Here is a 23,324-nt window from a genome sequence, read left to right on the forward strand (position 1 = left end):
ACGGCCTACTCGCCCGATCTGTGGGCGAGTAGGCCGTACCGTCGGATGGTCCGCAGCGGCTCGGTGGCGGCACCTTCCCGGCGCAGGATGTGGTTCGCAGCGAGGATGCCGGTCACCGCGGCCCGTTCCATCAACGCGCTCGGCAGATCGGTGCCGATCCCGTCGCCGGCCAGGAACAGCCCGTCCGCGTCGGTCGTCACCCCGGGCCGGCTCGCTGCCGCCCCCGGTGCGAACGCCGGTGCCTGCGCCTGCACCCGCGCCTGCGTCCGTACCACCGGCAGGTCGGCCACCTCCGGCCAGAGCGCCGCCAGCTCGGTGCGCATCCGCTCGGCGAGCACCTCGGCCGGCGTCTGCTCCGGGCAGGCGTACGCATGCAACTCCAGCACCGCGCCCCGACTGCGTTGCGCCCACCGGCGGGCCTGCTGCTCCAGCCGGTGGTAGAGGGTGACCGAGTCCAGGGTCGGCTGGCGCGACACCCCGCTGAACACCGGCCGGTCGGGCGCGACGTCCCCACCGAGCCAGAGCCGGGCGACCGCGTACGGCGGTCCGACGCCCAGCCCGTCGATCTGGTCGGCCAGGGTCGGCGCCGACTCGGCCAACCGGGGCGAGTCGGTCAGCAAGGTCCGTAGCGCCGGCGGGTCGACGGCCAGCACCACGTACCGGGCGGTGTGCGCGGCACCGGAGGCGCACCGTACCTGCCAGCCGTTGGCCCGCCGGGGCGTGATCGTCCGGGCCTCGTCGCCGGTGACCACCCGGCCGCCGTGCCGGCGCAGCTGCTCCAGCAGCGGCTGCCAGATGGCGGTGTCGTAGTCGAGATCCGGTGCGTCGAAACCGAGCCCCTCCGGGTTGCCCAGGAAGTAGAAGTGGAAGTTGGCCACCAGCTCGGCGGCCGACATGTCCCGCTCGTGGTTGAAGAACGAGTGGGAGAAGACCTCGAACAGCATCGCGCGGGCCCGGTCCGGCAGGCGCAGCGAGTCCAGCAGGTCGGCGGCGGTGCGCCGGTCGAGCTCCGCGTACGTCCGGTCAGGATGGTAGGCCAGCAGCTGCAGCGCGGCCTGCCGGTCCATCGTGCGCAGCTCGCGTAGCCGCAGGCTCGGGCTGCGCAGCAGCAGCGCGAGCAGGCTCAGCGGCGGGGTGGTCGGCAGCCGGCCGAACTCCTCCGTCGGCCATCGCGCCGACCACACCGGGTAGCCGTCGACCGGATGCAGCATCCGCAGCGCCGGGTCGGCCCGCCGCAGGATCGCCCGCCAGTTGTAGTACTGACGGAAGAAGGCGTGGAAACCGTGGTCGACGGGTTGGACGGTGCCGTCGTCGAGCGTTTCCGGCCAGCTGGCCAGCCGGCCACCGAGTTGGGCGGCGCGTTCGAGCACTGTCACCCGTACGCCGCGTTCGGCCAGGACGATCGCCGCGGACATGCCGGCGATGCCGCCTCCGACCACCAACGCGTCGGTGCCGGCGGCGACGTGGTCGGTGCCGGCCTGGTCGGCCGGCACCAGTTCGGACCGTACGCCGAGGAGCCGGCCGACCGCTCGGGACAGTCCCAACGTTTCTCCTTCCGCCGCGTGACCGGTCCAGTGTGCCGGTCGGCACTGGTCCAGTGTGCCGGGCAGTCGGGTGCCGCAGGCGGCTTTGGGACACCTCGCGCGTGCCGTCGATGGCTACCATCCGGGGCATGGCTGCCGACCCTTGGCGTGATCGTGCCCGTCGAGTCGTCGGCGGACGGCTGCGGAGCAATGGTGACAACCGCCCGCACTACGTCGTCTGCGGGCAGGATCCACTGGCGTTCCGTGTGGTCAACGAGTTGGTCGCCGCGTCCGCAGCGGTCACGGTGATCGTGCCGACCCGGCTGCGGCCCGACGGACCCGACATGCGGTCGATCAAGGGGATTCGGCTGCTGCGGGCCGACCGGCTCACCGAACACACGTTCCGGTCGGCCGGGTTGGTTGGTGCGCGGGGTCTGGCGTTGCTGGCCCAGGACGACGTCGGCAACATCAACTCGGCGCTCTGCGCGCAGGAGGTGGAGCCGAACCTGCGGGTGGTGATGCGGATGTTCAACACCCGGTTGGGCAGCCGGGTGAAGCGGTTGTTCGTCGACTGCGAGGTGCTCTCCGACGCGTCGATGGCGGCCCCGGCCTTCGTCGCGGCGGCGCTCGGGGTGGTGTCACCGACCCATTTCCGCCACGGCGGCCGCACCCTGCACGTGGCCGCCCGGGACGAGGTGCGGGCCGAGCACGTCATCTGCGGGTTGGCGGACCTACGCGACGCCCACGGTCCCCGGGTGCTGCCGGCCGACTCCGCCAGCGCCGATCTGGTGTTGGCAGAGGCGGCTGGGGCACAGGCCGGGCCGGTCCGGGCGGCGCGGCGCATCTCCCGGGCCCGCCAGCGCGCCCGGGTGTGGCGGGAACCGGCGCGGGCGCTGCGCTCCTTCGCGACCCGCAAGATCGGCATCGCGACGATCGGCGTACTTGCCGTGGTGGTGCTATTCGGGATGCTGCTGTCCCGCGCGGAGGGGGTCAGCGTCGCCGAGGCGGTCTATCTGACCGTGGTGATGACGCTCAGCGGCGCCGATCCGGACCTGGGCAAGTCGGCGCCCGTGCAGATCATGCAGGTGGTGCTGAGTCTGGCCGGGCTGGCGTTGATCCCGTTGCTGACCGCTGCGGTGGTGGACGCGGTGGTGAACGCCCGGCTGGCGTATACCGACCAACGGACCCGGGCGGAACGCGGCGGTCATGTGGTCGTGGTCGGGTTGGGCAACGTCGGTACCCGGGTGATGTGGCAGCTGCACGACCTGGGTGTCGAGGTGGTCGGGGTGGACAAGGATCCGCAGGCGCGCGGCGCGTCGATCGCCCGGGACCTGGGCATCTCCTTGATCATCGGTGACGGCTCGCAGGAGGAGATCCTGCGCAGTGCCTCGGTGGCGACCTGCCGGGCGTTGGTGATCGTCTCCACCGACGACGTGACGAACCTGCAGGCCGCTCTCTACGCCCGGGAGCTCAACAGCGAGGTGCACGTCGTGCTGCGGTTGTTCGACGGCGAGTTCGCCGGCCGGATCCAGCGGACCTTCAACATCGGCATCTCACGCAGTGTCTCCTACCTCGCGGCGCCGGCGTTCGCCGCCGCGCTGATGGACCGGGAGGTGATCGCGACGATCCCGGTCGGCCGGCACGTCCTGCTGGTCGCCGAGGTGATCGTCGCCGCCGGATCGGCCCTGGACGGTCGGACGCTCGCCGCCGCCGGGACAAATCCGGGCGTACGGGTCATCGCGTTCGCCCACTTCGGCGAGCCGGGGCCGATCTGGCTGCCGAATTCGGGTTTCCGGCTGCACGCCCGGGACCGGATCACGGTGGTGGCCCGGCGGTCCGGGCTGAGTTGGCTGCTCAAGCAGGCGGCCGACCCGGAGCAGGCGGCGTGACCTCGGCGGTCAGGCGGCCGGCACCTCGGCGCCGAGTACGGCCTGCTCGTCGGGGTAGTGCACCAGCACGTCGGCGAGGAACGACTGGACCGCCGGGGCCAGTCCGACGTCGCGCCCGGCCTGCTCGGACAGCCGCCACCGGTGCTCGATGACCTGGGCGAACAGCTCCGACGGCTCGACCTTGCGGCGCAGGTGGGCCGGCACCGCCCGGACCACCGGCTCGAACACCTCGGTCAGCCAGCGGTGCGCGGCCTGCTGTTCGTCGGTGAGATCGCTCTCCGCCCGGTACGCGTCGAGGTCGTTGAGCAGCCGGCGGGCCTGGTTCTCCTCGGCGTCCAGCCCGGTCAGCCGCAGCAACCGCCGGCTGTGGTAGCCGGCGTCGACGACCTTCGGCCGGACCAGGTATGAGCCGCGGTCGACGAGCGACATGGCGACCTCGGCGACGTCGAAGCCGAGCTCGTTGAGTCGGCGGATCCGCCGTTCGATGTCGTGCCGCGACTCGCGCTCGACGTGCTGCTCGTAGGTGATCTCGTGCCAGAGGCGTTCGTAGCGGGCGACGACCTCGTCGGCGACCGTCTCCGGGTCGATCGACTCGTGCAGCAGGCCGGCGGCCTGCAGGTCGAGCGCCTCGCCGAAGATGTTGACCCGGGCGATCTCCAGGTCCTCGCCGCGCTGGCCGTTGGACAGCGCGGGGCGCAGCGCCCCGGTCTCGGCGTCGACCAGGTAGGCGGCGAACGCGCCAGCGTCCCGGCGGAACAGGGTGTTCGACAGGGAGCAGTCGCCCCAGAAGAAGCCGGTCAGGTGCATCCGGACGATCAGCGCGGCGAGCGCGTCGAGCAGCCTGGCCAGGGTCTCCGGGCGGAGCTGGTTGGAGAACAGCGCCCGGTACGGCAGGGAGAACTGCAGGTGCCGGGTGATCAGCACCGGGTCGAGTGGTTCACCGTCGGCGTCGGTGCGGTCGGCGACGATGGCGACCGCCTCCACCGATGGGAAGTCGATCCGTTCCAGGGCGCGGAGCAGGTCGTATTCGCGTTCGGCGACCCGCTCGCCGGTCTCCTTGACCGCGTAGACGGTGCCGGCGAGTCTCACGAACCGGACGATGTGCCGGGAGATGCCCTGCGGCAGCGCCACCAGGTGATCGGCAGGCCACTGCTCCAGCGGTGTCGACCAGGGCAGGTCGAGCAACGCCGGATCCACAAGGGCCGAGGTGATCCGCACGGGGTCAAGCATGACGGGTACGCCGCCCGCATGCCGCCTACCGTGGCTTGGCTAACACTGTCGCTTCATCGTGATTTGCAACTTATAGGGTGGTACTGCCGTCATCCTGTCGTCGCCGCGACACAACATATTCACGCCTGGTCTCAGCCAGCCTGGTCTTGGGTAGCCTGGCCGACGTGCCCGAGTCGACCACCGCCCCGCCACCGCACGCCGCAGCCGGCACCGGCACACCTCGCCGACCTGGCCCGACGCCGGCCGGCTGGTGGTTCGACGTACTGCTGCTCGCCGCTCTGGCCGGGCTGACCGCTGCGTTGGCCGCCGGTGTGTTCCTCGACACCGACCTGGCGGTGCGGGACTGGGTCGACGCACACCGGCCGACGGCGGCGTACTGGGTCGCCCGGGTCTTGAACTACCTCGGCCAGGGCGGCCAGGTGCTGATTCCGGTCGCCGGCGTGCTGGCGATCTGGCTGGCCCGGCGGGTCCGCTCGGTGCGTCCGGTGTTGCCGGTGCTCGTGGCGGTGGTGGTGACCTACCTCAGCGTCGGCGCGATGAAGGTGCTGCTGCCAAGGGCCTACCCGCACAATTTCGACGACCCGTTCCCGGAGCGGCTGTTCACCGAGGCGACCCCGGCCATGGCGTACCCGTCCGGGCACGTCGTCAACACGATCGTCTGGTACGCGGTGATCGCCCTGCTGATCACCGCGCTGCGGCGGGCGTACGGGCGGCCGGTCCCGGCCCGGCGGCCGTTCCCCGGCTACCTGGCGCTGCGGTACCTGCCGGTGGTGGTCCTCTTCTGCAGCACGGTCTACCTCGGCTATCACTGGCTGACCGACTCGGTCGCCGGCCTGCTGCTCGGCTGGCTGCTGCTGCGTCTGCTGCAGCGGGTGCCGTGGGACACCGTACCGCTGCCGTCGCGGTTGCCCGCCGGCCTGGACCGCCCCGCAGGCCTGGACCGCCCCGCCGGCCTGGACTGACTCAGCAGGTCGTCGGCGCTGGCGGGCCTACACCCAGGCGCCGGCCCGCAGCACCCGGCGGACCCGCAGGTCGTCGTCGAGCTCGACCAGGTCTGCCCGCAGACCGGGGGCGAGCGCGCCGACCGTGCCGGCCAGCCCGATCGCCGCCGCCGGCGTGGTGGCCGCCATCGCGGCGGCGGCGACGATGTCGATACCGGCGGCGACGGCCCGGCGCAGCGCCGCGTCCATGGTGAGCGTGCTGCCGGCGATCGAGGAGTCCCGGGCCAGCCGGGCCACCGAGTCGGCGACCACCACCGGCTGGCCGCCGAGCTCGTACCCGCCGTCGGGCATGCCGGCGGCGGCCATCGCGTCGGTGATCAGCGCGGCCCGGTGCGGGCCGGTGACCGACGCGGCGAACGCGAGGGTGCCGTCATGCAGGTGCACCCCGTCGGCGACCAGTTCGCAGACCACCCGGGCATTGCCGAGCAGGGCGAACACCGGGCCTGGCTCGCGGTGGTGCGGTGGCCGCATGCCGTTGAAGACGTGCGTACCGACGCTCGCGCCGGCGTCGATCGCCGCCCGGGTCTGGTCGTAGCTGGCGTCGGTGTGGCCGATCGCGGCCACCACCCCGGCGTCGACCAGGCGCGCGATGGCGGCGAGCGCTCCGGTGCGCTCCGGTGCGAGGGTCACCATCCGGATACTGCCGGCACCCAGGTCGAGCAGCGCGGCCAACTCGGCCGGATCCGGGTCGCGCAGGTACGCAGGATTCTGCGCCCCGCACCGCACAGTGGACAGATACGGTCCTTCGAAGTGCAGGCCGGCGAGGGTGCCGTCACCGACCAGCGGGGCGTACGCGGTGACGGCGTGGCGCATCAGCTCCACCGGTGAGCTGACCAGGCTGGCCAGCAGGGTGGTGGTGCCGTGCGCCAGGTGGAAGGCGGCCGCCCGGCGGGTCGCGTCGGCGTCACCGGTGGTGACGGTGTGGCCGCCGCCGCCATGGTGGTGGATGTCGACGAAGCCCGGCACGATCCAGCCGGTCGCGGCTGCGGTGCCCGCCTCGGTATCCGTATCCGTGTCCCGGACAGCTTCGACGGCGGTGATCGTGTCGCGGTCGATGGTCAGCCGGCCGTGCTCCAGCACCCCGTCCGGCGTGACCAGCCGGCCGTGGATCAGCACCGGGTGCCCCTCTCGACCAGATCCGAGGCGAGCAGCGCGGCACCGACGCAGCCGGCCTCGTCGCCGAGCGCAGCCGCCACCAGCCGGGGCAGCCGGTGGAAGGTGACCCGTTGCCGCAGCGTCTCGTCCAGCGGGCCGAGCAGTTGGTCGCCGGCCTCGGCCAGGCCACCGCCGAGCACCACCACCGCCGGGTCGAACATCGCCTGCCCGATCAGCAGACCGTCGGCGAGCGCGTCGACCGTCTCGCGCCACACCTGGGCGGCGAGCGGATCGCCCGCCGCCGCCAGCCGGGCCACTTCGGCGGCACCGTCCGGGGTCCGGCCGGACTGTTCGGCGTACCGACGGGCCACGGCGGCAGCCGAGGCGACGGCTTCCAGGCAGCCGGACTGTCGGCAGCCGCACCGGGCTCCGCCGGGCCGTACCACCACGTGTCCGAGTTCACCGGCGGCGCCGTGCGCACCGGCGAAGCTGGCACCGTCGACGACGGCCGCGGCGGCGATGCCGGTGCCGATCGCGACGAACAGCACATGCCGGCTGCCCTGTCCGGCGCCGACCCGGGCCTCGGCCACCCCACCGGCGCGTACGTCGTGGCCGAGCGCCGTCGGCAGGCCGGTCCGCGCGGCCACCAGATCCCGCAGCGGTACGTCGCGCAGGCCGAGGTTGGCCGACCAGACCGCCACTCCGGCTGTCTCGTCGACCACGCCGGGTACGGCGATGCCGACGGCGACGGGGGTGAGCCCGTCGGCCCGTGCGGTGTCGGCGAGCCGGCCGGCGAGGTCGCAGATCGTGTCGATGACGGCGGCCGGCCCCCGGGCAGCCCCGGTGATCTGCCGTCGCGGGTGCCGTACCGCCCGGTCGCCCCGCCCGACCAGCGCAGCCTTGATGCTGGTGCCGCCGACGTCCAATGCGACGACGACCTCGTCCGGCGGTGCGGCGTGCCGCCCGTCCGGCCGGGCGGTGGACGCTGGCCCCGCTGGGGTCACGTGCGGACGACCGAGCGGGTCAGGTGCCGGGGATTGTCCGGGTCGAGCCCTCGGCTGGCGGCGAGGGCGACCGCGAACCGCTGGGCGAGGACCAGGTCGGCCATCGGGTCGAGTGGGCGGCGGCCGGCGGCCCACCGGTCGAGTACCGCGTACACCCCGTTGGTCCGGCTGTGTACGAAGGCCGCGCCGGTGGCCGCGACGTCGTCGGCGAGGTGGTCCGGGATGTCGCCGAAGGCCCAGACCATCCGGTGCGGTCCGGCGATCGCGATCGGGCCGTGCCGGTAGTCCATCGCCGGGTACGCCTCGGACCAGAACGTCGCCGCTTCCCGGCACTTCAGCGCGGCCTCGTGGGCGAGCCCGACGGTCCATCCCCGGCCGAGGAAGGTGGCCTGGTCGATCATCGCCGGGTTGATCGGCAGTGGTGCCCGGACGGCCACCTCGGCGTCGGCGGCGATCGCCGCGATCTCCTCGCCCAGGTGGGCGCGGAGCAACGCCAGCACGCTGGTGGCGAAGCGGGTCTGGACGACGGAGCGCTCGTCGGCGTACGGCAGGGCGACGACGTGCCCGGCGAGTTGGGCGGCGGGCGAACCCGGGTCGCCGACCAGCACCGTGGTCCGCCGCCGGTCGTCGATGGCGCCGAGCAGGTCGGTGATCTCGGTCGTGGTGCCGGAGCGGCTGATCGCGATCACCCGGTCGTAGGACCGCCCGGCCGGGAACTCGGAGGCCTGGAAGGCGTCGGTCTCACCGTGGCCGGCCCGCTCCCGCAGTCCGGCGTACGCCATCGCCATGAACCAGGAGGTGCCGCAGCCGACGGCGGCGACCCGCTCGCCGGGCCGGGGCAGGGCGGTGCCCGCGCCGGTCGCCTGGTCGGCGGCGTGGCGCCAGCAGTCCGGTTGGCTGGCGATCTCGGCGTCGACGAACGTCATCGCCATCCTCCTCGCTGACCCCTGGAACCGCTGCGCGTTCCAGCTTGAACCGACAGCTTTTCGAGCGCCATTGTGCTCGCGGGGTCGATCAACTGGCAACAACCTGGTCAGATCGCGCAAACAGAGGTTTTGCGCAACGGCGTTTCGCGCACTAGTGTGCAGCAAAATAGTCACCGTCTGCGCAGCGACGCGCGAGAAGGCGGGAAAAGGGGGCGGAATGGACCGGTACGCGCGCTGGAACGCGCTGCTGGAACTGCTCACCGACAGCGGCCGGATCACCGTCGAAGACGCCGCCGACCGCCTCAAGGTGTCCCAGGCCACCATCCGCCGTGACTTCGACCAACTTTCCCAGCAGCAGATGATCACCCGGACCAGGGGCGGCGCGGTCGCCAACGGCGTCTCCTACGACCTGCCCCTGCGGTACAAGACCGCCAAGAACTCGGCGGAGAAGCAGCGCATCGGCGCGGCGGCCGCCGCCCTCGTCACACCCGGCACGGTCGTCGGGCTAAACGGCGGCACCACCACCACCGAGGTCGCCCGGGCGCTCGCCGTACGGCCGGATCTGAACACCAGCGCGGACGGTGCCCAACTGACCGTGGTGACCAACGCGCTGAACATCGCCAACGAGCTGCTGGTCCGCTCCCGGATGAAGATCGTCGTCGCCGGTGGCGTGGTCCGCCCGCAGTCGTTCGAGCTGGTCGGGCCGCTCGGCGGGGCGCTGCTGCGGGAAGTCACCCTGGACATCGCCCTGCTCGGCGTCGACGCGATCGACCCGCAGCTCGGCGCCGCCGCCCACCACGAGGGCGAGGCGTCGATGAACGCGCTGATGGTGGCCCGGGCCAAACGGGTGGTGATCATCGCCGACGCGTCGAAGCTCGGCGGGCACGCCTTCGCCCGCATCTGTCCCATCGACCGGGTCGACACACTGGTCACCGACTCCGGCGCGGACCCACGGACCGTCGAAGCGTTCCGCGAACTCGGCCTGACCGTCGTCACAGCCTGATCAGCCGGCCTGGTCGGTCCATCGGCTCGGCTGGTCCCGGCGGGTGTCGGCGGTCACCGCCGCAGGGGCGAGCCCGCGTATGGTGTGCGCTGTCCTGACAGCAGATACGCGGGGGAGGGCGGCGGATGGCGGCCGTACTGGAGATTTCCGGGCTGCGCAAGACGTACCGCAGCCGCCGGGGCGGGGTCCGACACGCCCTCGACGGCTTCGACATGCGGGTGGAGGCCGGGCAGGTGCACGGTTTCCTCGGCCCGAACGGCTCCGGCAAGACCACCACGCTGCGTACCCTGCTCGGCCTGGTCGCCCCGAACGGCGGCCGGATGGCGATTCTCGGCCAGCCGGTTCCCGAGCAGCTGCCGGAGGTGATCCGCCGGGTCGGCGCCATCGTGGAAAGTCCACAGTTCTTTCCACACTTCAGCGCCACGGAGACGCTGTCCCTGCTCGCGCAGGCCGGCGGGGTGGCACCGCACCGGGTGCCCGCCGTGCTGGACCTCGTCGGGCTCACCGACCGGGCCGGCGACCGGGTCCGGACCTACTCCCTTGGCATGCGTCAACGCCTCGCTGTGGCGTCGGCGCTGCTCAAGGAACCCGAGCTGCTGATCCTCGACGAGCCGGCCAACGGGCTCGACCCGGCCGGCATCCGCGAGATGCGCACCCTGATGCGCGATCTCGTCGCCAGCGGCACCACCGTGGTGCTGTCCAGCCACATCCTCGGTGAGATCCAGCTGATCTGCGACTCGGTCACGATCATCGCGCGGGGCCGGCGGATCACCGCCGGGCCGGTCGCCGAGGTGATGGCCGCCCATTCCGGCGGTGGACTGCGGGTACGCCTGGAAGCGGTCGCCGACCTGCCTGCTGCCGAGACGGCGCTGGTCCGGGCGGCAGAAACCACGCTGGACCCGTCGGCCGAAACCGCGGTCACCGTGCACCGGCACGCCGACCATCTGCTGGTGCACGGCGTCGCCCAGCCCGCCTGGGTGACCCGCACCCTGGCCGCCGCCGACCTATACGTCAGCGAGCTGTCCCCGGTCACAGTGGACCTGGAAGACGTCTTCCTGGAGCTGACCGGCGGCGACGAGACGGGAGCCGGGCGATGAACCTCTACCGGGCGGAGCTGCGGCGGCTCGGCAAGCGTCGCTTCGTGCGCTACCTGGTGCTCGCCGCCCTGCTGGTGCTGGTCGCAGTCGTCGCCGGGGCGTTCCTGTCCAACGAGAAGGTAGACGCGGACGCGGTGGCACAGGCCGAGCGCACCGCCGAGCGCGAGTTCGACCTCGCCGTCGAGTCGGCTGCACGCTGGCAGGCCGAATGTGAGCGCAGCCATGCCTCCGGCGAGCCCGACCTCAACCAGTTCCCGCCGAACTGTGCCGACATTCCCCCGCCCACCCGTGACATGTTCCCGGCCGAGTACTACCTGCCGCCGACCTTCGTGTTCCGCGACGATTTCCCCGCCACCCTGTACACGTTCACCGGTCTGCTGGTCCTGGTGTTCTTCGTGGCCGGCGCCTCGTTCGTGGGAGCCGAGTGGACCTCCGGCGCGATGATGAATCTGCTGCTGTGGCGACCGCAGCGGCTGCGGGTGCTGTTCACCAAACTCGCTGCCCTGCTCACCGGGGTACTGGCCGTGTCGGTGCCCGCCGTGGTGCTGTGGACCGTGGCGTACTGGCTGACGGCGCTGCTGCGCGGCAGCGCCGAAGGGGTGACCGTAGGTGCCTGGCGCTCGTTCGCGTTGACCGACCTACGGTCGGTGGCGCTGGTCGTCGCCGCGGCCGCCGCCGGGTTCGGCCTGGCCTCGATCGGCCGGCACACCGCATTGGCGCTCGGCGGTGTGCTCGGCGTTCTGGTGGTCGGCCAGTCCGGTCTCGCCGCCATCGCCGACGCGCTCCAGGTGCGGTACATCGAGTTGTGGCTGCTGCCGACCTACTGGATCGCCTGGATGGACTCGTCGGTCGAGGTCACCGACTGGCGGGCCTGCGACTGGCGGGCGGGCTGCGTACCGCCGACGTCGGAGTTGACCTGGCTCCACACCGGTGCGTTGCTGGTCGTGGCGTTGGCACTGGTCCTCGGGGTGGCGGCGTGGTCGATGCGCCGCCGCGACATCAGCTGAGCCGGCACGCCGAGCCGGCACCCCGCCGGGCGCTGCCGCGCGAGCGCAGCCCGGCCGTGCGGGTGACGAAGGTCGCCCGACACGGCCAGTGGTGGGCAAGCTGGCTGATGCGTCCCGGCTGGACGGCGATTACGCTGGTGAGGTGCCGGCTGCTGACGAACCCCGGACCGGGCCCGGCCGGGGTGCGGAGCCTCGCGCGTCGACCGGCGTACCCCGGCAACGGTTCGCCGCCGATCCGCCGGCCGACAGCGACGATCCGGCCAGCGCCGGGGCTGATCTCGATGCCGGCCAACACGCCGACGTCGATCCGCCGGCCGACAGCGACTCGACCAGGCCGGCGGTCGAGCCGGCCAGTGCCACCCTGACCGAGCGCGAGCAGCGGATCCTCGACTTCGAACGCCAGTGGTGGAAGCACGCCGGCGCCAAGGAACAGTCGGTCCGAGACACCTTCGGACTCTCCGCGACCCGTTACTACCAGTTGCTCAACCAACTGTTGGACAACCCGGCGGCGCTGGCCGTCGAGCCGGTGCTGGTGGCCCGGCTGCGTCGGCTGCGGGCCACGCGGTCGCGGGCCCGCCGTCGCTGACTACTTTTCGTACATCTTCAGGCCGTTGCCGAGCGCGATGAACGTCGGTGCCCACTCGCCGACGAAGATCCCCCACCGGTCGGCCCGCTCGGTCCCCGCCTTTTCGAGCTTCTTGGACAGCACCCAGCTGGTCAACGACAGCGCGATGCTGACCATGCCGGCGGCGTACATGTGTTCGGCCCGGAGACCCTTCTCGTGCAGTTGCTGCAACATTTTGACTGACCCCCTGTGTCCTGGTGTCGACGCGCGCCGCGCGGCTGAAGACTCTCGACACCTACCTACCGGTCAAGCTACCTTCGGTGACGGACCTGATTCCGAGAGTTAGTGAGAGATGCTCAGGGTGATTCCCGACGGCCTGGACGACCAGCCCCCGACGACCGAGTCGGCGGCAGCGCTGCCCACCCCGCCGACCATGCGGGTCGACGGCTGTTCGGTAGCCGCACCCGGCCAATCGGACAACGAAGACCAGGTCTTCCAGTACGGGAACCTCGTCGGCGTCCTCGACGGCGCCACCGCACCCGTCGGATTCGACAGCGGCTGCGTCCACGGGCCGGCCTGGTACGTACGGCGGCTCGCCGCCCGGATCGGCCTGGCCGCCGCGGATGCGCCCACCGCGCCCCTGGCCGGCCTGCTCACCGACGCCATCCAGGCGGTACGCGACGATCACGGCGGTCGGTGCGATCTCGCGCATCCGGGCACCCCGTCGTCGACGGTGTGCCTGCTGCGCGGATCCGGTGGCCACCTGGACTATCTGGTGCTCTGCGACAGCCCGTTGGTTTTCGGCAGCGACGGCGAGGTCGGGGTGGTGGCCGACGACCGGCTGGCTGCGGCGATGGCCCGACAACCCGACCAGCACCGGTCCGACGGCCCGAACGACCAGCAGGCGAGCTACCGACGGGCGGTGCGGTGGCAGCGCCAGCAGACCAACCAGCCAGCTGGCTACTGGGTGGCCGCCGCCGACCCGGCCGCCGCCAACCGGGCGCTCAGCGGCACCCTGCCGTTGACCGGCCCGGGTCGGATCGTCCGCGCCGCCCTACTCAGCGACGGAGCGTCCCGCGCGGTCGAACAGTTCGAGCTGTTCGACTGGGCCGGGCTGCTGGACCTGCTCGGCACCGCCGGTCCGGCCGAACTGATCCGCCGGGTACGCGCGGCCGAACGTGTGGTAGATCACGCCGGCCGGGCGCCCCGCCGCAAGCAGCACGACGACGCGACCGCCGTATTTTGCCTTTTCGATGGCGGGTGATGCCGGCTGTCGATCCCCTCTGAGCTGGAACGACTGGTCGTGGCGGCGGTGTTCGGTGTCAGTCGCGCCGGCACCGACGACGAAAGTGCCGTTTCACCGGGGCCGCCGCTGAGCAAATAACCATCGCAGCGGCCAGTAGCTGGGTAGATGGGAGGTGCGGAATGAGTAAGGCGGAGTCGGCGCCGGCCTGGGAGACTACCGCCGTGCGGCATGACGTGCGGTTGACACCGATGAGAGACGAGCTGATCGAGCCGTTGCTCTCCGCCGCCGTGGCCGAAGCCGAGCCTGGCGAGGTGATGCCGCCGGTCCCCGGACCGGCCGGCTGGACCGCCGCCCGCCGGGACGCGTTCCGCGAGTTCCACCGCTCCCACTTCGGCGGCGGCCAGGTCGGTCCCGCCGGCAGCATCATGTACGCGGTCACCGTCGGCGGGGATGTCGTCGGTGGGGTGCGGCTCACCCGACTCGACACCCCGGCCGAGGTGGTGGAGACCGGCATCTGGCTCGGCCGGTCCGCCCGCGGCCGGGGCATCGCCTCCGCCGCCCTGCGGGCGGTCCTCGACGAGGCGGTCCGGATCGGCGCGCACGTCGTCGTCGCCCGGACCACCCCCGCCAACCGGGCCGCGATCAACCTGCTGCGCCGCAGCGGCGCGGTCATCGGCGTCGAGCAGGGCCAGGTGCAGGCCCGGTTCTGGCTCGACGAGGCCTTCACCACCGACTTAGCCGGCTGACCCGCGCTGCCCGCACCCGCGCTGCCCGCACCCGCGCTGCCCGCCACCCCGGCCGCACCCACCGGTCAGGCGTGAGCGAGTGGCGTCACCGGGCGGACTGCTGATCCGCGTAGGCGGCCAGCCAGGCGACCTGCGCCGGGTCCAGGGAGGGCCGGATCCGGTCCCGGGCCGACGCGACGTGCGCCGCCGTCACCGACGACGCCTCCAGCGACTCCCGCATCGCGGCGAGCGCCGCCTCGCGGATCAGAGCTGCGCAGTCGGCCGCCGAGAAACCGTCCAACGACTCACCCAGCTCGACCAGGTCGACCTCCTCGGCGAGCGGCACCGACTTCGACGCCGCCTTGAGGATCGCCACCCGGGCCTCGCCGTCCGGTGGCGGCACATACACCAGCCGCTCCAGCCGGCCCGGCCGCAGCAGCGCCGGATCGATCAGGTCGGGCCGGTTCGTCGCCCCGATAACCACCACGTTACGCAGCGCCTCCACCCCGTCGAGCTCGGTCAGCAGCGCCGCCACCACCCGGTCGGTGGTGCCGCCGTCGGACGCCTGACCGCGGACCGGGGCGAGCGCGTCCACCTCGTCGAGGAAGACCAGGGTCGGAGCCGCCTCGCGGGCCCGGCGAAACAGTTCACGGACCGCGCGCTCGCTTTCGCCGACCCACTTGGACAGCAGCTCGGCGCCCTTGACCGACAACACGTTCGCCTTGCCGGTGCCGGCCAGCGCGGTCACCAGGAACGTCTTGCCGCAGCCCGGCGGACCGTACAGCAGCACCCCGCGCGGCGGCTGCACGCCGAGCCGGGCGAACGTGTCCGGGTAGGTCAGCGGCCACAACACCGACTCGGTGAGCATCTCCTTGACCTCGGCCATGTCGCCGACGTCGGCCAACGTCACCCGGGCCAGCTCCAGCGTGGACGTGGCCATCGACGTCGGCCGGACCACCTCCAGCGCCGCGTCGAAGTCGGCCATGGTGACCACCGGCGCGTCCGCCGACTTCTGCCGTAGCGCCGCCCGCACGCCGGCCTCGCGGACCAGTGCGGCCAGATCGGCGGCAACGAACCCAGGGGTACGCCCGGCGACATCGTCGAGCCGTACGTCCTCCTCCAACGGCATGCCCCGGGTCAGCACGGTCAGCTGCTCGCGGCGCATCGCGGCGTCCGGCAACGGCACCGCGATCTGCACCGCCAGCAGGTCCGGCCCGCGCAGGCCCGGATCGAGCGCCTCCGGGTGGCTGGTGGTGCAGACCACCGCCGCCCCGGCGGCCACCGTCTCGGCCAGCAACTGCCGGAACACCGTCGCCAGCGGCCCTGGCTCGTCGCGGGGTGCCAGCGCGTCCACGTCCGAGATCAGCAGCACCGCCGCGTCACCCCGGCGTACCGAGTCGGCGGCCTGACGCAGCCGCCGGGCGGCTGCGTCGTTGGTCAGCGCGGCGATCTCCGGTGCCCAGAGCGCCTCGACCCGGGCGTCCAACGTGGCTGCCACCGCCTTGACCAGCGCCGACTTGCCGGATCCGGCCGGGCCGCTGAGCAGTACGCCGAGCGACACGGTGGTGCCGAGCCGGGTCAGCACCTCACGGTGGTGGAACCCGAGATCGAGCAGCTCGGTCAGCTCGTCGGCCTGCGCCCGCAGACCGGGCAGGTCGTCCAGGTTGGGCAGCGGCTCGTCGACGAAGTCGGGGGCCTCGACCGGCGACACCCGCCCGAGCGGGCGGACCTCCTCACCGGTCGAGCCGTGGGTGACGGCACCATGCTGCCAGCCGACGACCGTGTCCATGGTGACCAGCAGCGCCTCCCCTTCCGCGCCGTCGACCCCGGCTCCAGGACCGGCTCCGGCCGGTTCGGCTGCGGTCACCGTCAGCAGGGTGCTGGTCCAGGCGTACCCGACGACGTTGGCCAGGCTGCGCCGGGCGGCCTCGATCAGGCCGCGGTGCGCCGCGTCGGACAGCACGTCCTGCGGCAGCAGCGACACGTTGTCACCGGCGGTGACCACCTTGCCGAGCAGCGCCAACCGCAGCATCTCCGGGCTGACCACGGCGATGATCTCCGCCGGCCCGTCCAGGGTCACCCGCCGGGCGGCCACCTCCGGTGCCGGTGACACCGTCACCTGGCCGCCGTCGCGCAGACCGAGATTGCCCAGCGTCAGGTCGTCGGCGTACAGCAGGGCCCGGCTGGCGCCGGCCTCGGCGCGGGTGGCCACCCCGGCACTGGTCCGTCGCCCGGTCAGCCGCACCGGCGCGCCGGCGGCGATACCGAGCGCGGCCAGCACCTCCGGGTGCAACCGGACGATGCCCCGACGGGCATCCAACGCCGCAGATCGCAGGCTGGCGGTCAAGGTCAGTTCGCGGTCGGCCACCCGCCGAGACTAACCGTCGGGCGCACCCCGCCGCCGGCCGTGGCGCCGGCTGAGAGGGTTCACAGGTCCGCAGCGGGCGGTGGTCGTACCGTGTGGCTCATGCCGACTCCGATGTCCGCGCGGCTCCGCCGTGCCCTGCCCCGCCCCAACCAGCGGCGGCTGGCCGGTGGTCTGCTGACGCTCGCCGTCGTCGCCGGGGTCCTCACCTGGGCACTCTGGCCGGAGTCGGTGCCGTACACCGCCGCCGAGCAACGGATCTCCGTACTGTCCGGGCCGGACGGAGACCAGCCGGTGGACCTGGACACCACGTTCTACCTGCCGAAATCCGCGTCGGCGACCGACCCGGTGCCGTCGGTGCTGCTCGCCCACGGCTTCGGCGGCTCGAAGCAGACGATCGCCGCCGACGCCGAGGAGCTTGCCGCACTCGGATACGCCGTCCTGGCGTACACGGCGCGCGGGTTCGGGGCCAGCGGCGGGCAGATTCACCTGAACAACCCCGACTACGAGGTACGCGACGCGCAACGGTTGCTCGACTGGCTGGCGCAGCGCCCCGAGGTACGCACCGACGCGGCCGGGGATCCACAGGTCGGCGTGGTCGGCGGTTCGTACGGTGGCGCGCTGGCGCTGCTGCTGGCCGCCCAGGACGACCGGGTCGACGCGATCGTGCCGATGATCACCTGGAACGATCTGGCCCGGTCGTTCCTGCCCGAGTCCACTGGCGCGGACGCAGCGGATGGAGTGTTCAAGAAGGGCTGGGCGGGGCTGTTCTTCGGCAGCGGCGCGGTGCCCGCCGGGGCGCCGGGCACGCCGGTCGGGGGACCGGGCACGCCGGTCGGGGGACCGGGCACGCCGGTCGACCTTGCCGGCCTCGACCCGGCGTGCGGACGGTTCGCCGCCGACGTGTGTGCGGCGTACCTGCAGATCGCCACCAACGGACGCGGCACCCCCGAGGCGGTGGCGCTGCTCGACCAGTCGAGCCCGGACCGCGTACTCGATCAGATCACCGCGCCGACGTTGCTGGTCCAGGGCGGCGCGGACACCCTGTTCCCGCTCGCCGAAGCCGACGCCAACGCCCGTGGCATCGCCGCGAACGGCACTCCGGTGCGGGTCGCCTGGTACACCGGCGGCCACGACGGCGGTGCCGGCCCGCTGACCGACCAGGACCGGGTCAAGTTTCTCACCGCCGGCTGGCTCGACCACTACGTGGCCGGCAACGGCGACGCCCCGGACGACAGCTTCACCTGGTCACGGATCGCCGGCTTCGACGCGATGGACCGTGGCCTGGTCGCCACCGGCTACCGGATCACCGACTACCCGGGCACCGGGGGCACCGGCACGACGCGGGTGACCGTCGGCGGGCCGGCGCAGCCGGTCGTCAACCCGCCGGCCGGCAACCCGGCGGCGATCTCCTCGCTGCCGATCGGCGGTGGGCTGGCCGGCCTGGCCGGCGGCTTCGTCCAGGACCTGCCTGGTCAGCACGGCCACTTCGACTCGGCACCGTTGGCCGACCCGCTCGATGTCGTCGGCGCCCCGACCGTGACGATCCGGGCCGCGTCGCCGACCGGCGAGGCGGTGCTGTTCGTCAAACTCTACGACGTGGACCCGAACGGCACGATGAACCTGCCGGGCGGGCTGGTCGCCCCGGTACGGCTGACCGGGCTGCCGGCCGACATCGCCGACGCCACCGGCGTCGAGGTGACCCTGCCGGCGATCGTGCACCGCTTCGAGGCCGGCAACCTGCTGCGGGTCGTCGTCGCCACCTCCGACCAGGCGTACGCCACCCCGGTCGAGCCGACCGTCTACACCGTCGCCGTCGGCACCGGCGGGACGGCCGACACCACGCCGGTGACCCTGCCGCAGGTCGCCGGGGAGCCGATCGCCACCTCGGCGGCGCTGTGGCGCTGGGTGCTCGCCGGACTGATCGCCGCGATCGCCGTCGGACTGACCGTCGTACTGGCCGTCGTCCGGCTGCGGCACCGGCGGGTGGAGCACACCGTGGACGCCGAACACGCGCAGACCCCACTGGTCGTGCGCAACCTGCGCAAGGAGTACGCCGACGGCTTCGTCGCCGTGCAACGGGTCGACTTCACCGTCGAGCGCGGCCAGGTCGTCGGCCTGCTGGGGCCCAACGGTGCCGGCAAGACCACCACGCTGCGGGTGCTGATGGGACTGACCCAGCCGACCGCCGGCGAGATTCTGGTCTTCGGCCACCGGCTGGTGCCCGGCTCACCGGTGCTGTCCCGGATCGGGTCCCTCGTCGAAGGGCCCGGATTCCTGCCGCACCTGTCCGGCATCGACAACCTGCGGGCGTACTGGCGGGCCACCGGACGCCCGGCGGCCGACGCGCACTTCGACGAGGCCCTGGAAACCGCGGGTCTCGGGGATTCGGTGCACCGGAAGATCCGCAACTACAGCCACGGCATGCGGCAGCGGCTGGCCATCGCCCAGGCCATGCTCGGCCTGCCGGAGCTGCTGGTTCTCGACGAACCGACCGACGGGCTCGATCCGCCGCAGATCGCCGAGATGCGCCGGGTGCTCAGGCGGTACGCCACCGGCGGACGGGCGGTGCTGGTCTCCAGCCACCTGCTGGCGGAGGTTGAGCAGACCTGTACCCACGCGGTGGTGGTCAACAAGGGCCGGATCGTGGCGGCCGGGCCGGTCGACGACATCGTCGGCGACTCGCCGAGCGTGCAGTTCGACGTCTCGGACGTGGCCGCCGCCGAGACGGTGCTGGACCGGCTGCCGGGGGTGCGTACCGTCGGTGCCGAGGGCGCCGGGCTGATCGTCGATGTCAACGGCACCGCGCGCAGCGAAGTCGTCGCGGAGCTGGTCCGGGCCGGGGTGGCGGTGGACCGGGTGGTGCCGCGCCGCCGCCTGGAGGATGCCTTTCTCGCTCTGGTCGGCGAGAACTCACGGGGAAGCGGGGACCGTTGATGTCTGCTGTGCAATCGCCGAGCGCGGAACAGCCGGGCGCGGGACCGGCCGGCCTCTCGGGCACCGGGCCGGCCGATCCGTCCGGCGCCGCCGGCGGCTACCGGGCCCGCGCCACCTTGCCGTTGTGGGCCGAGGTACGCCGTCAGGCGGCGCGTCGGCGCACCCAGCTGACGCTCGGCTTCATGGTGCTGCTGCCGTTGATCGTGCTGATCGCCTTCGAGTTCGACGACGGCGACGACGACAACGGCGGCGGAGAGTTCGCCAGCCTGGTCGAGCTGGCCACCTCCGGCGGGCTGAACTTCACCCTGTTCACCATCTTCGTGTCGTCGACGTTCCTGCTGGTGGTGGCGGTGGCGCTGTTCTGCGGCGACACGGTGGCCAGCGAGGCCAGCTGGGGGAGCCTGCGCTACCTGCTGGCCGTGCCGGTGCCCCGGGCCAGACTGCTGGCGGTGAAGCTGGTCGTCGCCCTGGCGTACTCGGGATTGTCGCTGTTGATCCTGGCCGCCACGGCACTGCTGGTCGGCACCCTGCGGTACGGCTGGTCGCCGCTGCGCTCGACGGTGGCCGCCGAGATTCCGGCCGGCGAAGGGGTGCTGCGGCTGCTCGGCATCCTCGGTTACCTGGCGGTGGTGCTGTTGATCGTGGCGTCGCTGGCGTTCCTGCTGTCGGTGTCGACCGACGCGGCGCTCGGCGCGGTCGGCGGCGCGGTGCTGCTGTGGATCCTGTCCAGCATCCTGGACCAGATCACCGCGCTCGGCGTACTGCGGGAGTTTCTGCCGACCCACTTCAGCACGGCCTGGCTGGGGCTGTTGTCGACGCCTGGGCAGACCGACGACATCGTGCGCGGCTGCATCGCGGCGTTGGCCTACGCCACCATCTTTCTGTCCCTGGCCTTCTGGCGCTTCACCCACAAGGACGTGACCTCGTGACCTCGTGACCGCAGGGCGGCACCCCGGGTTAGGGGCGGGATCGGGGATGTCCCCCTTGCCGGTGCCGGGGGTGACCTTCTTACAGTGGTCACATGGCACCGGCGCGATCCTTGCATGAGATCTTCGCTGGGCTGACCGGCGACGCCGCAGCCCATGGCGAGGTCGCTGCCGTGCTGCACGCCAACGGTTACGCGGACCTGCCAGCGGAGCTACTCACCCAGGCCGTGGTCAGCTATGCCGAGACCGCCCCGGCCGAGGTGGCCGAACATCTGGCCCCGCTCGTCATGGCCAACAGCCCGGTCCCGGGCGAGGAGGGCACCGCGATGGCCGGGTTGGGATCCCCGCTCGATCTGCTCGCCGCCGCCCCAACGGCCGTGCTCGACGACGCCGGGTTCGACGACGCCGGGTTCGATGCCGCGTCGCTCGATGCCGCCGGGCTCGACGGAGTGCCGCAGCTCGACGCCCCGGTCGAGCAGGCCGACGACGACCACTTCCTGGACGAGGAGAGCCTGGACGAGGCGAGCGGCGCCGTCACCAGCCGGCCTGACACGTTCGACGGCGCTCCGCTGGAGGCGTCGTTCGGCCACGGCGACGGCCCGGTGGTGGAACAGGCCGACGCCGTCGCCGCCGGCCCAGCCACCGAGGCGGCGGAGCCGGTCACGTTCGAGGGTACGGATGATCCGCTGGACCTCCCGGACGATCCGCTGCTGCCGGTCGACCCATGGGCGGTGCCGGCGGCGTCGGGCGACGCTGCGGAGATCGACGACCTCGGCTAGCTGGGCGCGCGCCGGAGCCAGCATCCCGTCGCAGGATGAAATTCTGCGACGGGATCACGATGAAACGAGAATCGAGCTTCCGGGCTGACCGGCTTCGGTCAGCCGACGACGGCCGTAGCGTGTTCCCGCAGCTGGCGAAGCCGGTCCAGCTCGGCCTTCAGATCGCGTAGCCGGGTCTCCCGCTCGGCCTTGGTCCGCTGGGCGGCCTCGGACGCGGCGCTCAGCGCCTTGGCGTTCGACCGGGACAGCTCCTCGGCCAGGGCGCTGTAGTGGTCCCGGAGCTGACGCTGAATCCGGCGCAGCGTGTCCCGCGAGTCCTTGGTCATCACGAAGCTGACCTCGTCGCAGTAGCGCCGTACGGCGTTCTTGGCCTGGCCCTGCCGGTTCGCACGCTGCCGCTTCTTCTCGTCGCGCAGGCCCTTGCGACCCATCACCAACCCGATCCCCACCCCGATCGGGCCGAGGGCGATCCCGGTCAACGAACCCAGCATGACGAACATCAGCGCACCGCCGTAGGCACTCTTGAGCGCCACCATCGCCTGCTTGCCGAGCTTCATCTTCGCCAGCTCGATCTTGTGCTCCACCTGGGCACTGCCGACCAGTTGTATCGGGTCGGTGACGGCGACCTGGCGAAGTACCTGGCCGGCTGCCTCCTGGAAGTGGGTGGCCACCTCGTCGCTGAGGATGATCGCCCGGTCCCGGAGCATCATGTAGTTGGCCAGCAGCTCGTGGGAGACACGGGCCTGCAGCCAGCGCTCCGTCTCGTCCCAGGCGTCGGCGGGGTCGATCTCCTCGATCGCGGCGTCGGCCTCCTCGAGGATCCGGCGGAGCCGGGCCCGTAGGTCGTGGTCGACGTCGCTGTTGAGATCGGAGATCCCGTCGGCCAGCGTCTGTTGCCATTTCGCGGCGGCCGCCTTGAGCGCCTCGACCCGCTGCCTGACCGCGGTGAGCTCGTCCACCACCTTGGCAGCGGCCGCCGGGTCCGCCAGCGCGGCGTGTTCGGCCTGGAACTGGTTCTCGATCTGCTCGCAGATCCCGACAACCGAGGCCGCGGCCTGGGTGGCCACCCGGGTCGCCGCTCCGCCGGCCACCCGCTGGGTCACGAACTTGACCAGCTCCGGGAAGCCGGACTCGGCGTTGAGATCCTTGTCGTTGGCGGTCACGGCGCGCAGCCGCAGCGCGGACGAGACCGGGATGATCGGCATCTCCAACTCGCCGCCCAGGTGTCCGGCGTTCAGGTCGCGAATCTTGCGCCACTGCGGATAGAAGTCGGTCTTGGTGACCACGCACACCACGGTGGGGCACACCTCGCGGGCCTGCCGCAGGAAGTCCAACTCGCTTCGGGTGAGCTCCTGGGCGGCGTCGGTGACGAAGAGCAGCGCGTCGGCCATCGACGCGGCGGCCAGGCTGGCCGCCGCGTGGACCGAGCCGAGCCCGCCGACACCGGGGGTGTCGACCATGACGAGGCCGTTGGCGAGCAGCTTGCGCGGCAGGCGGACCTCCACCCCGGCGACACCTTCGGGGGTGCCCTCGACGTCGTTCTCCAGGACCACGTCGCGGACCCGGTCGACCGCGAGCGGCTCCCGCCGGGCCGGGTCGTCATTGAACAGCAGCTTCGCCGACGATTCCTGCCCGTATCGGATGTAGGTCGGCAGCACGGTGGCGACGTCGTCGTCGACCGGGCAGATCTTCGTCCCGACCAGTGCGTTGACGAGCGAACTCTTGCCCTGTTTGAACTCGCCGACGACGACGACGTGCACCACCGGGTCGGCCAGGGTCTGCCGGATGGCGGCCAACCGGCTGGCGAGGTCGGTGCGTTCGTACGCCTCACAGGCGCGCAACGCGAGGTCGACGATCTGGGTCGCCCGTTGGAGTGTGCCGTCAGCGTCAGGTGGTGCCGTGGTGGTGGTCAACGTCGCTCCTCCCGTTCCGTAGGTTACGGCGCGCCGCAGTCAGGTGGTCAACCGGCTCCGAGCGCCAGGATGGCGTGGTAAGCCCCCCGGACC

The 23,324-nt window shown here is 72.2% G+C and carries 19 protein-coding genes; 11 read left to right on the forward strand and 8 right to left on the reverse strand.

Annotated features, from left to right (window positions below; translation table 11 throughout):
• Window positions 1-5: 5 nt before the first annotated feature.
• The gene (locus ACFHVL_RS13800) at window positions 6-1,544 is read right to left on the reverse strand and encodes an FAD-dependent oxidoreductase (RefSeq protein ID WP_416628123.1); all 1,539 of its coding nucleotides are present in this window, start codon (window positions 1,542-1,544) and stop codon (window positions 6-8) included.
• A 128-nt stretch (window positions 1,545-1,672) separates the two neighbouring features.
• On the opposite strand from ACFHVL_RS13800, the gene ACFHVL_RS13805 reads away from it, so the two are divergent.
• A complete protein-coding gene (locus ACFHVL_RS13805; protein WP_416628125.1) occupies window positions 1,673-3,412 on the forward strand; it encodes an NAD-binding protein in 1,740 nt (579 codons plus the stop codon).
• Between the two features lie 9 nt (window positions 3,413-3,421).
• Here ACFHVL_RS13805 and ACFHVL_RS13810 read toward each other — a convergent pair whose 3' ends face one another.
• On the reverse strand, window positions 3,422-4,642 hold the full coding sequence (locus ACFHVL_RS13810; RefSeq protein ID WP_416628126.1) for a DUF4032 domain-containing protein: 1,221 nt from the start codon (window positions 4,640-4,642) through the stop codon (window positions 3,422-3,424).
• A 164-nt stretch (window positions 4,643-4,806) separates the two neighbouring features.
• Here ACFHVL_RS13810 and ACFHVL_RS13815 point away from each other — a divergent pair, with 164 nt between their 5' ends.
• Entirely contained in the window at window positions 4,807-5,604 is a 798-nt protein-coding gene (locus ACFHVL_RS13815; protein WP_416628127.1) for a phosphatase PAP2 family protein, read from the forward strand.
• 27 nt (window positions 5,605-5,631) lie between these two features.
• On the opposite strand, the gene nagA is transcribed toward ACFHVL_RS13815, so the two are convergent.
• Genes nagA through ACFHVL_RS13830 form a run of 3 tightly spaced genes read right to left on the reverse strand, consistent with a single transcriptional unit; the run spans window position 5,632 to window position 8,668 of the window.
• A complete protein-coding gene (gene nagA / locus ACFHVL_RS13820) occupies window positions 5,632-6,759 on the reverse strand; it encodes an N-acetylglucosamine-6-phosphate deacetylase (RefSeq protein ID WP_416628128.1) in 1,128 nt (375 codons plus the stop codon).
• Window positions 6,753-7,742 carry an ROK family protein gene (locus ACFHVL_RS13825; protein WP_416628129.1) on the reverse strand — a complete coding sequence of 330 codons (990 nt, stop codon included), beginning with the start codon at window positions 7,740-7,742 and terminating at the stop codon, window positions 6,753-6,755. The genes nagA and ACFHVL_RS13825 overlap by 7 nt, the downstream gene beginning before the upstream one ends.
• Window positions 7,739-8,668, reverse strand: coding sequence for an SIS domain-containing protein (locus ACFHVL_RS13830; protein ID WP_416628130.1), 930 nt, complete (start codon window positions 8,666-8,668; stop codon window positions 7,739-7,741). The genes ACFHVL_RS13825 and ACFHVL_RS13830 overlap by 4 nt, the downstream gene beginning before the upstream one ends.
• 217 nt (window positions 8,669-8,885) lie before the next feature.
• Here ACFHVL_RS13830 and ACFHVL_RS13835 point away from each other — a divergent pair, with 217 nt between their 5' ends.
• The 4 genes from ACFHVL_RS13835 to ACFHVL_RS13850 all read left to right on the forward strand — a co-directional run bounded on the left by ACFHVL_RS13835 (window position 8,886) and on the right by ACFHVL_RS13850 (window position 12,361).
• Window positions 8,886-9,671, forward strand: coding sequence for a DeoR/GlpR family DNA-binding transcription regulator (locus ACFHVL_RS13835; protein WP_416628131.1), 786 nt, complete (start codon window positions 8,886-8,888; stop codon window positions 9,669-9,671).
• A 125-nt stretch (window positions 9,672-9,796) separates the two neighbouring features.
• Window positions 9,797-10,768, forward strand: a complete 972-nt coding sequence (locus tag ACFHVL_RS13840; protein ID WP_416628133.1) for an ABC transporter ATP-binding protein — start codon at window positions 9,797-9,799, stop codon at window positions 10,766-10,768.
• Complete coding sequence (locus ACFHVL_RS13845) at window positions 10,765-11,775, forward strand: ABC transporter permease subunit (protein ID WP_416628134.1); 1,011 nt, start codon at window positions 10,765-10,767, stop codon at window positions 11,773-11,775. Before ACFHVL_RS13840 ends, ACFHVL_RS13845 begins: the two co-directional genes overlap by 4 nt.
• 142 nt (window positions 11,776-11,917) lie before the next feature.
• Window positions 11,918-12,361 (forward strand): DUF3263 domain-containing protein, encoded by a 444-nt coding sequence (locus ACFHVL_RS13850; protein ID WP_416628135.1) that lies wholly within the window; start codon window positions 11,918-11,920, stop codon window positions 12,359-12,361.
• On the opposite strand, the gene ACFHVL_RS13855 is transcribed toward ACFHVL_RS13850, so the two are convergent.
• Window positions 12,362-12,574, reverse strand: coding sequence for a hypothetical protein (locus tag ACFHVL_RS13855; RefSeq protein WP_416628136.1), 213 nt, complete (start codon window positions 12,572-12,574; stop codon window positions 12,362-12,364). It abuts the gene before it with no gap.
• A gap of 118 nt (window positions 12,575-12,692) precedes the next feature.
• Between ACFHVL_RS13855 and ACFHVL_RS13860 the strand changes: the two genes are divergently transcribed.
• Together ACFHVL_RS13860 and ACFHVL_RS13865 are read left to right on the forward strand one after the other, a co-directional pair.
• Window positions 12,693-13,604: a hypothetical protein gene (locus ACFHVL_RS13860; RefSeq protein WP_416628138.1), complete on the forward strand. Its 912-nt coding sequence runs from the start codon at window positions 12,693-12,695 to the stop codon at window positions 13,602-13,604.
• A gap of 230 nt (window positions 13,605-13,834) precedes the next feature.
• Window positions 13,835-14,332, forward strand: coding sequence for a GNAT family N-acetyltransferase (locus ACFHVL_RS13865; RefSeq protein ID WP_416628139.1), 498 nt, complete (start codon window positions 13,835-13,837; stop codon window positions 14,330-14,332).
• Between the two features lie 85 nt (window positions 14,333-14,417).
• Here the strand turns inward: ACFHVL_RS13865 and ACFHVL_RS13870 are convergent, their stop codons facing one another.
• Window positions 14,418-16,679, reverse strand: a complete 2,262-nt coding sequence (locus ACFHVL_RS13870) for an AAA family ATPase (RefSeq protein WP_416628140.1) — start codon at window positions 16,677-16,679, stop codon at window positions 14,418-14,420.
• Between the two features lie 99 nt (window positions 16,680-16,778).
• On the opposite strand from ACFHVL_RS13870, the gene ACFHVL_RS13875 reads away from it, so the two are divergent.
• From ACFHVL_RS13875 to ACFHVL_RS13885, 3 genes are all read left to right on the forward strand, one after another.
• Window positions 16,779-19,613 (forward strand): alpha/beta fold hydrolase, encoded by a 2,835-nt coding sequence (locus ACFHVL_RS13875; protein WP_416628141.1) that lies wholly within the window; start codon window positions 16,779-16,781, stop codon window positions 19,611-19,613.
• On the forward strand, window positions 19,613-20,542 hold the full coding sequence (locus tag ACFHVL_RS13880) for an ABC transporter permease (RefSeq protein WP_416628143.1): 930 nt from the start codon (window positions 19,613-19,615) through the stop codon (window positions 20,540-20,542). Before ACFHVL_RS13875 ends, ACFHVL_RS13880 begins: the two co-directional genes overlap by 1 nt.
• A 92-nt stretch (window positions 20,543-20,634) precedes the next feature.
• On the forward strand, window positions 20,635-21,318 hold the full coding sequence (locus tag ACFHVL_RS13885; protein ID WP_416628145.1) for a hypothetical protein: 684 nt from the start codon (window positions 20,635-20,637) through the stop codon (window positions 21,316-21,318).
• A gap of 98 nt (window positions 21,319-21,416) precedes the next feature.
• On the opposite strand, the gene ACFHVL_RS13890 is transcribed toward ACFHVL_RS13885, so the two are convergent.
• A complete protein-coding gene (locus tag ACFHVL_RS13890) occupies window positions 21,417-23,231 on the reverse strand; it encodes a dynamin family protein (protein ID WP_416628146.1) in 1,815 nt (604 codons plus the stop codon).
• Window positions 23,232-23,324: the final 93 nt, after the last annotated feature.

The organism is Micromonospora sp. LOL_023, assembly GCF_048060115.1.
GTDB lineage: Bacteria > Actinomycetota > Actinomycetes > Mycobacteriales > Micromonosporaceae > Micromonospora_E.

Bases quoted from the DNA above. Each gene is read 5' to 3' on its own strand.
- ACFHVL_RS13805 (WP_416628125.1), top strand. From the start codon at position 1,673: ATGGCTGCCGACCCTTGGCGTGATCGTGCCCGTCGAGTCGTCGGCGGA.
- ACFHVL_RS13810 (WP_416628126.1), bottom strand. From the start codon at position 4,642: ATGCTTGACCCCGTGCGGATCACCTCGGCCCTTGTGGATCCGGCGTTG.
- ACFHVL_RS13830 (WP_416628130.1), bottom strand. From the start codon at position 8,668: ATGACGTTCGTCGACGCCGAGATCGCCAGCCAACCGGACTGCTGGCGC.
- ACFHVL_RS13835 (WP_416628131.1), top strand. From the start codon at position 8,886: ATGGACCGGTACGCGCGCTGGAACGCGCTGCTGGAACTGCTCACCGAC.
- ACFHVL_RS13840 (WP_416628133.1), top strand. From the start codon at position 9,797: ATGGCGGCCGTACTGGAGATTTCCGGGCTGCGCAAGACGTACCGCAGC.
- ACFHVL_RS13845 (WP_416628134.1), top strand. From the start codon at position 10,765: ATGAACCTCTACCGGGCGGAGCTGCGGCGGCTCGGCAAGCGTCGCTTC.
- ACFHVL_RS13855 (WP_416628136.1), bottom strand. From the start codon at position 12,574: ATGTTGCAGCAACTGCACGAGAAGGGTCTCCGGGCCGAACACATGTAC.
- ACFHVL_RS13860 (WP_416628138.1), top strand. From the start codon at position 12,693: ATGCTCAGGGTGATTCCCGACGGCCTGGACGACCAGCCCCCGACGACC.
- ACFHVL_RS13865 (WP_416628139.1), top strand. From the start codon at position 13,835: ATGAGAGACGAGCTGATCGAGCCGTTGCTCTCCGCCGCCGTGGCCGAA.
- ACFHVL_RS13875 (WP_416628141.1), top strand. From the start codon at position 16,779: ATGCCGACTCCGATGTCCGCGCGGCTCCGCCGTGCCCTGCCCCGCCCC.
- ACFHVL_RS13880 (WP_416628143.1), top strand. From the start codon at position 19,613: ATGTCTGCTGTGCAATCGCCGAGCGCGGAACAGCCGGGCGCGGGACCG.
- ACFHVL_RS13885 (WP_416628145.1), top strand. From the start codon at position 20,635: ATGGCACCGGCGCGATCCTTGCATGAGATCTTCGCTGGGCTGACCGGC.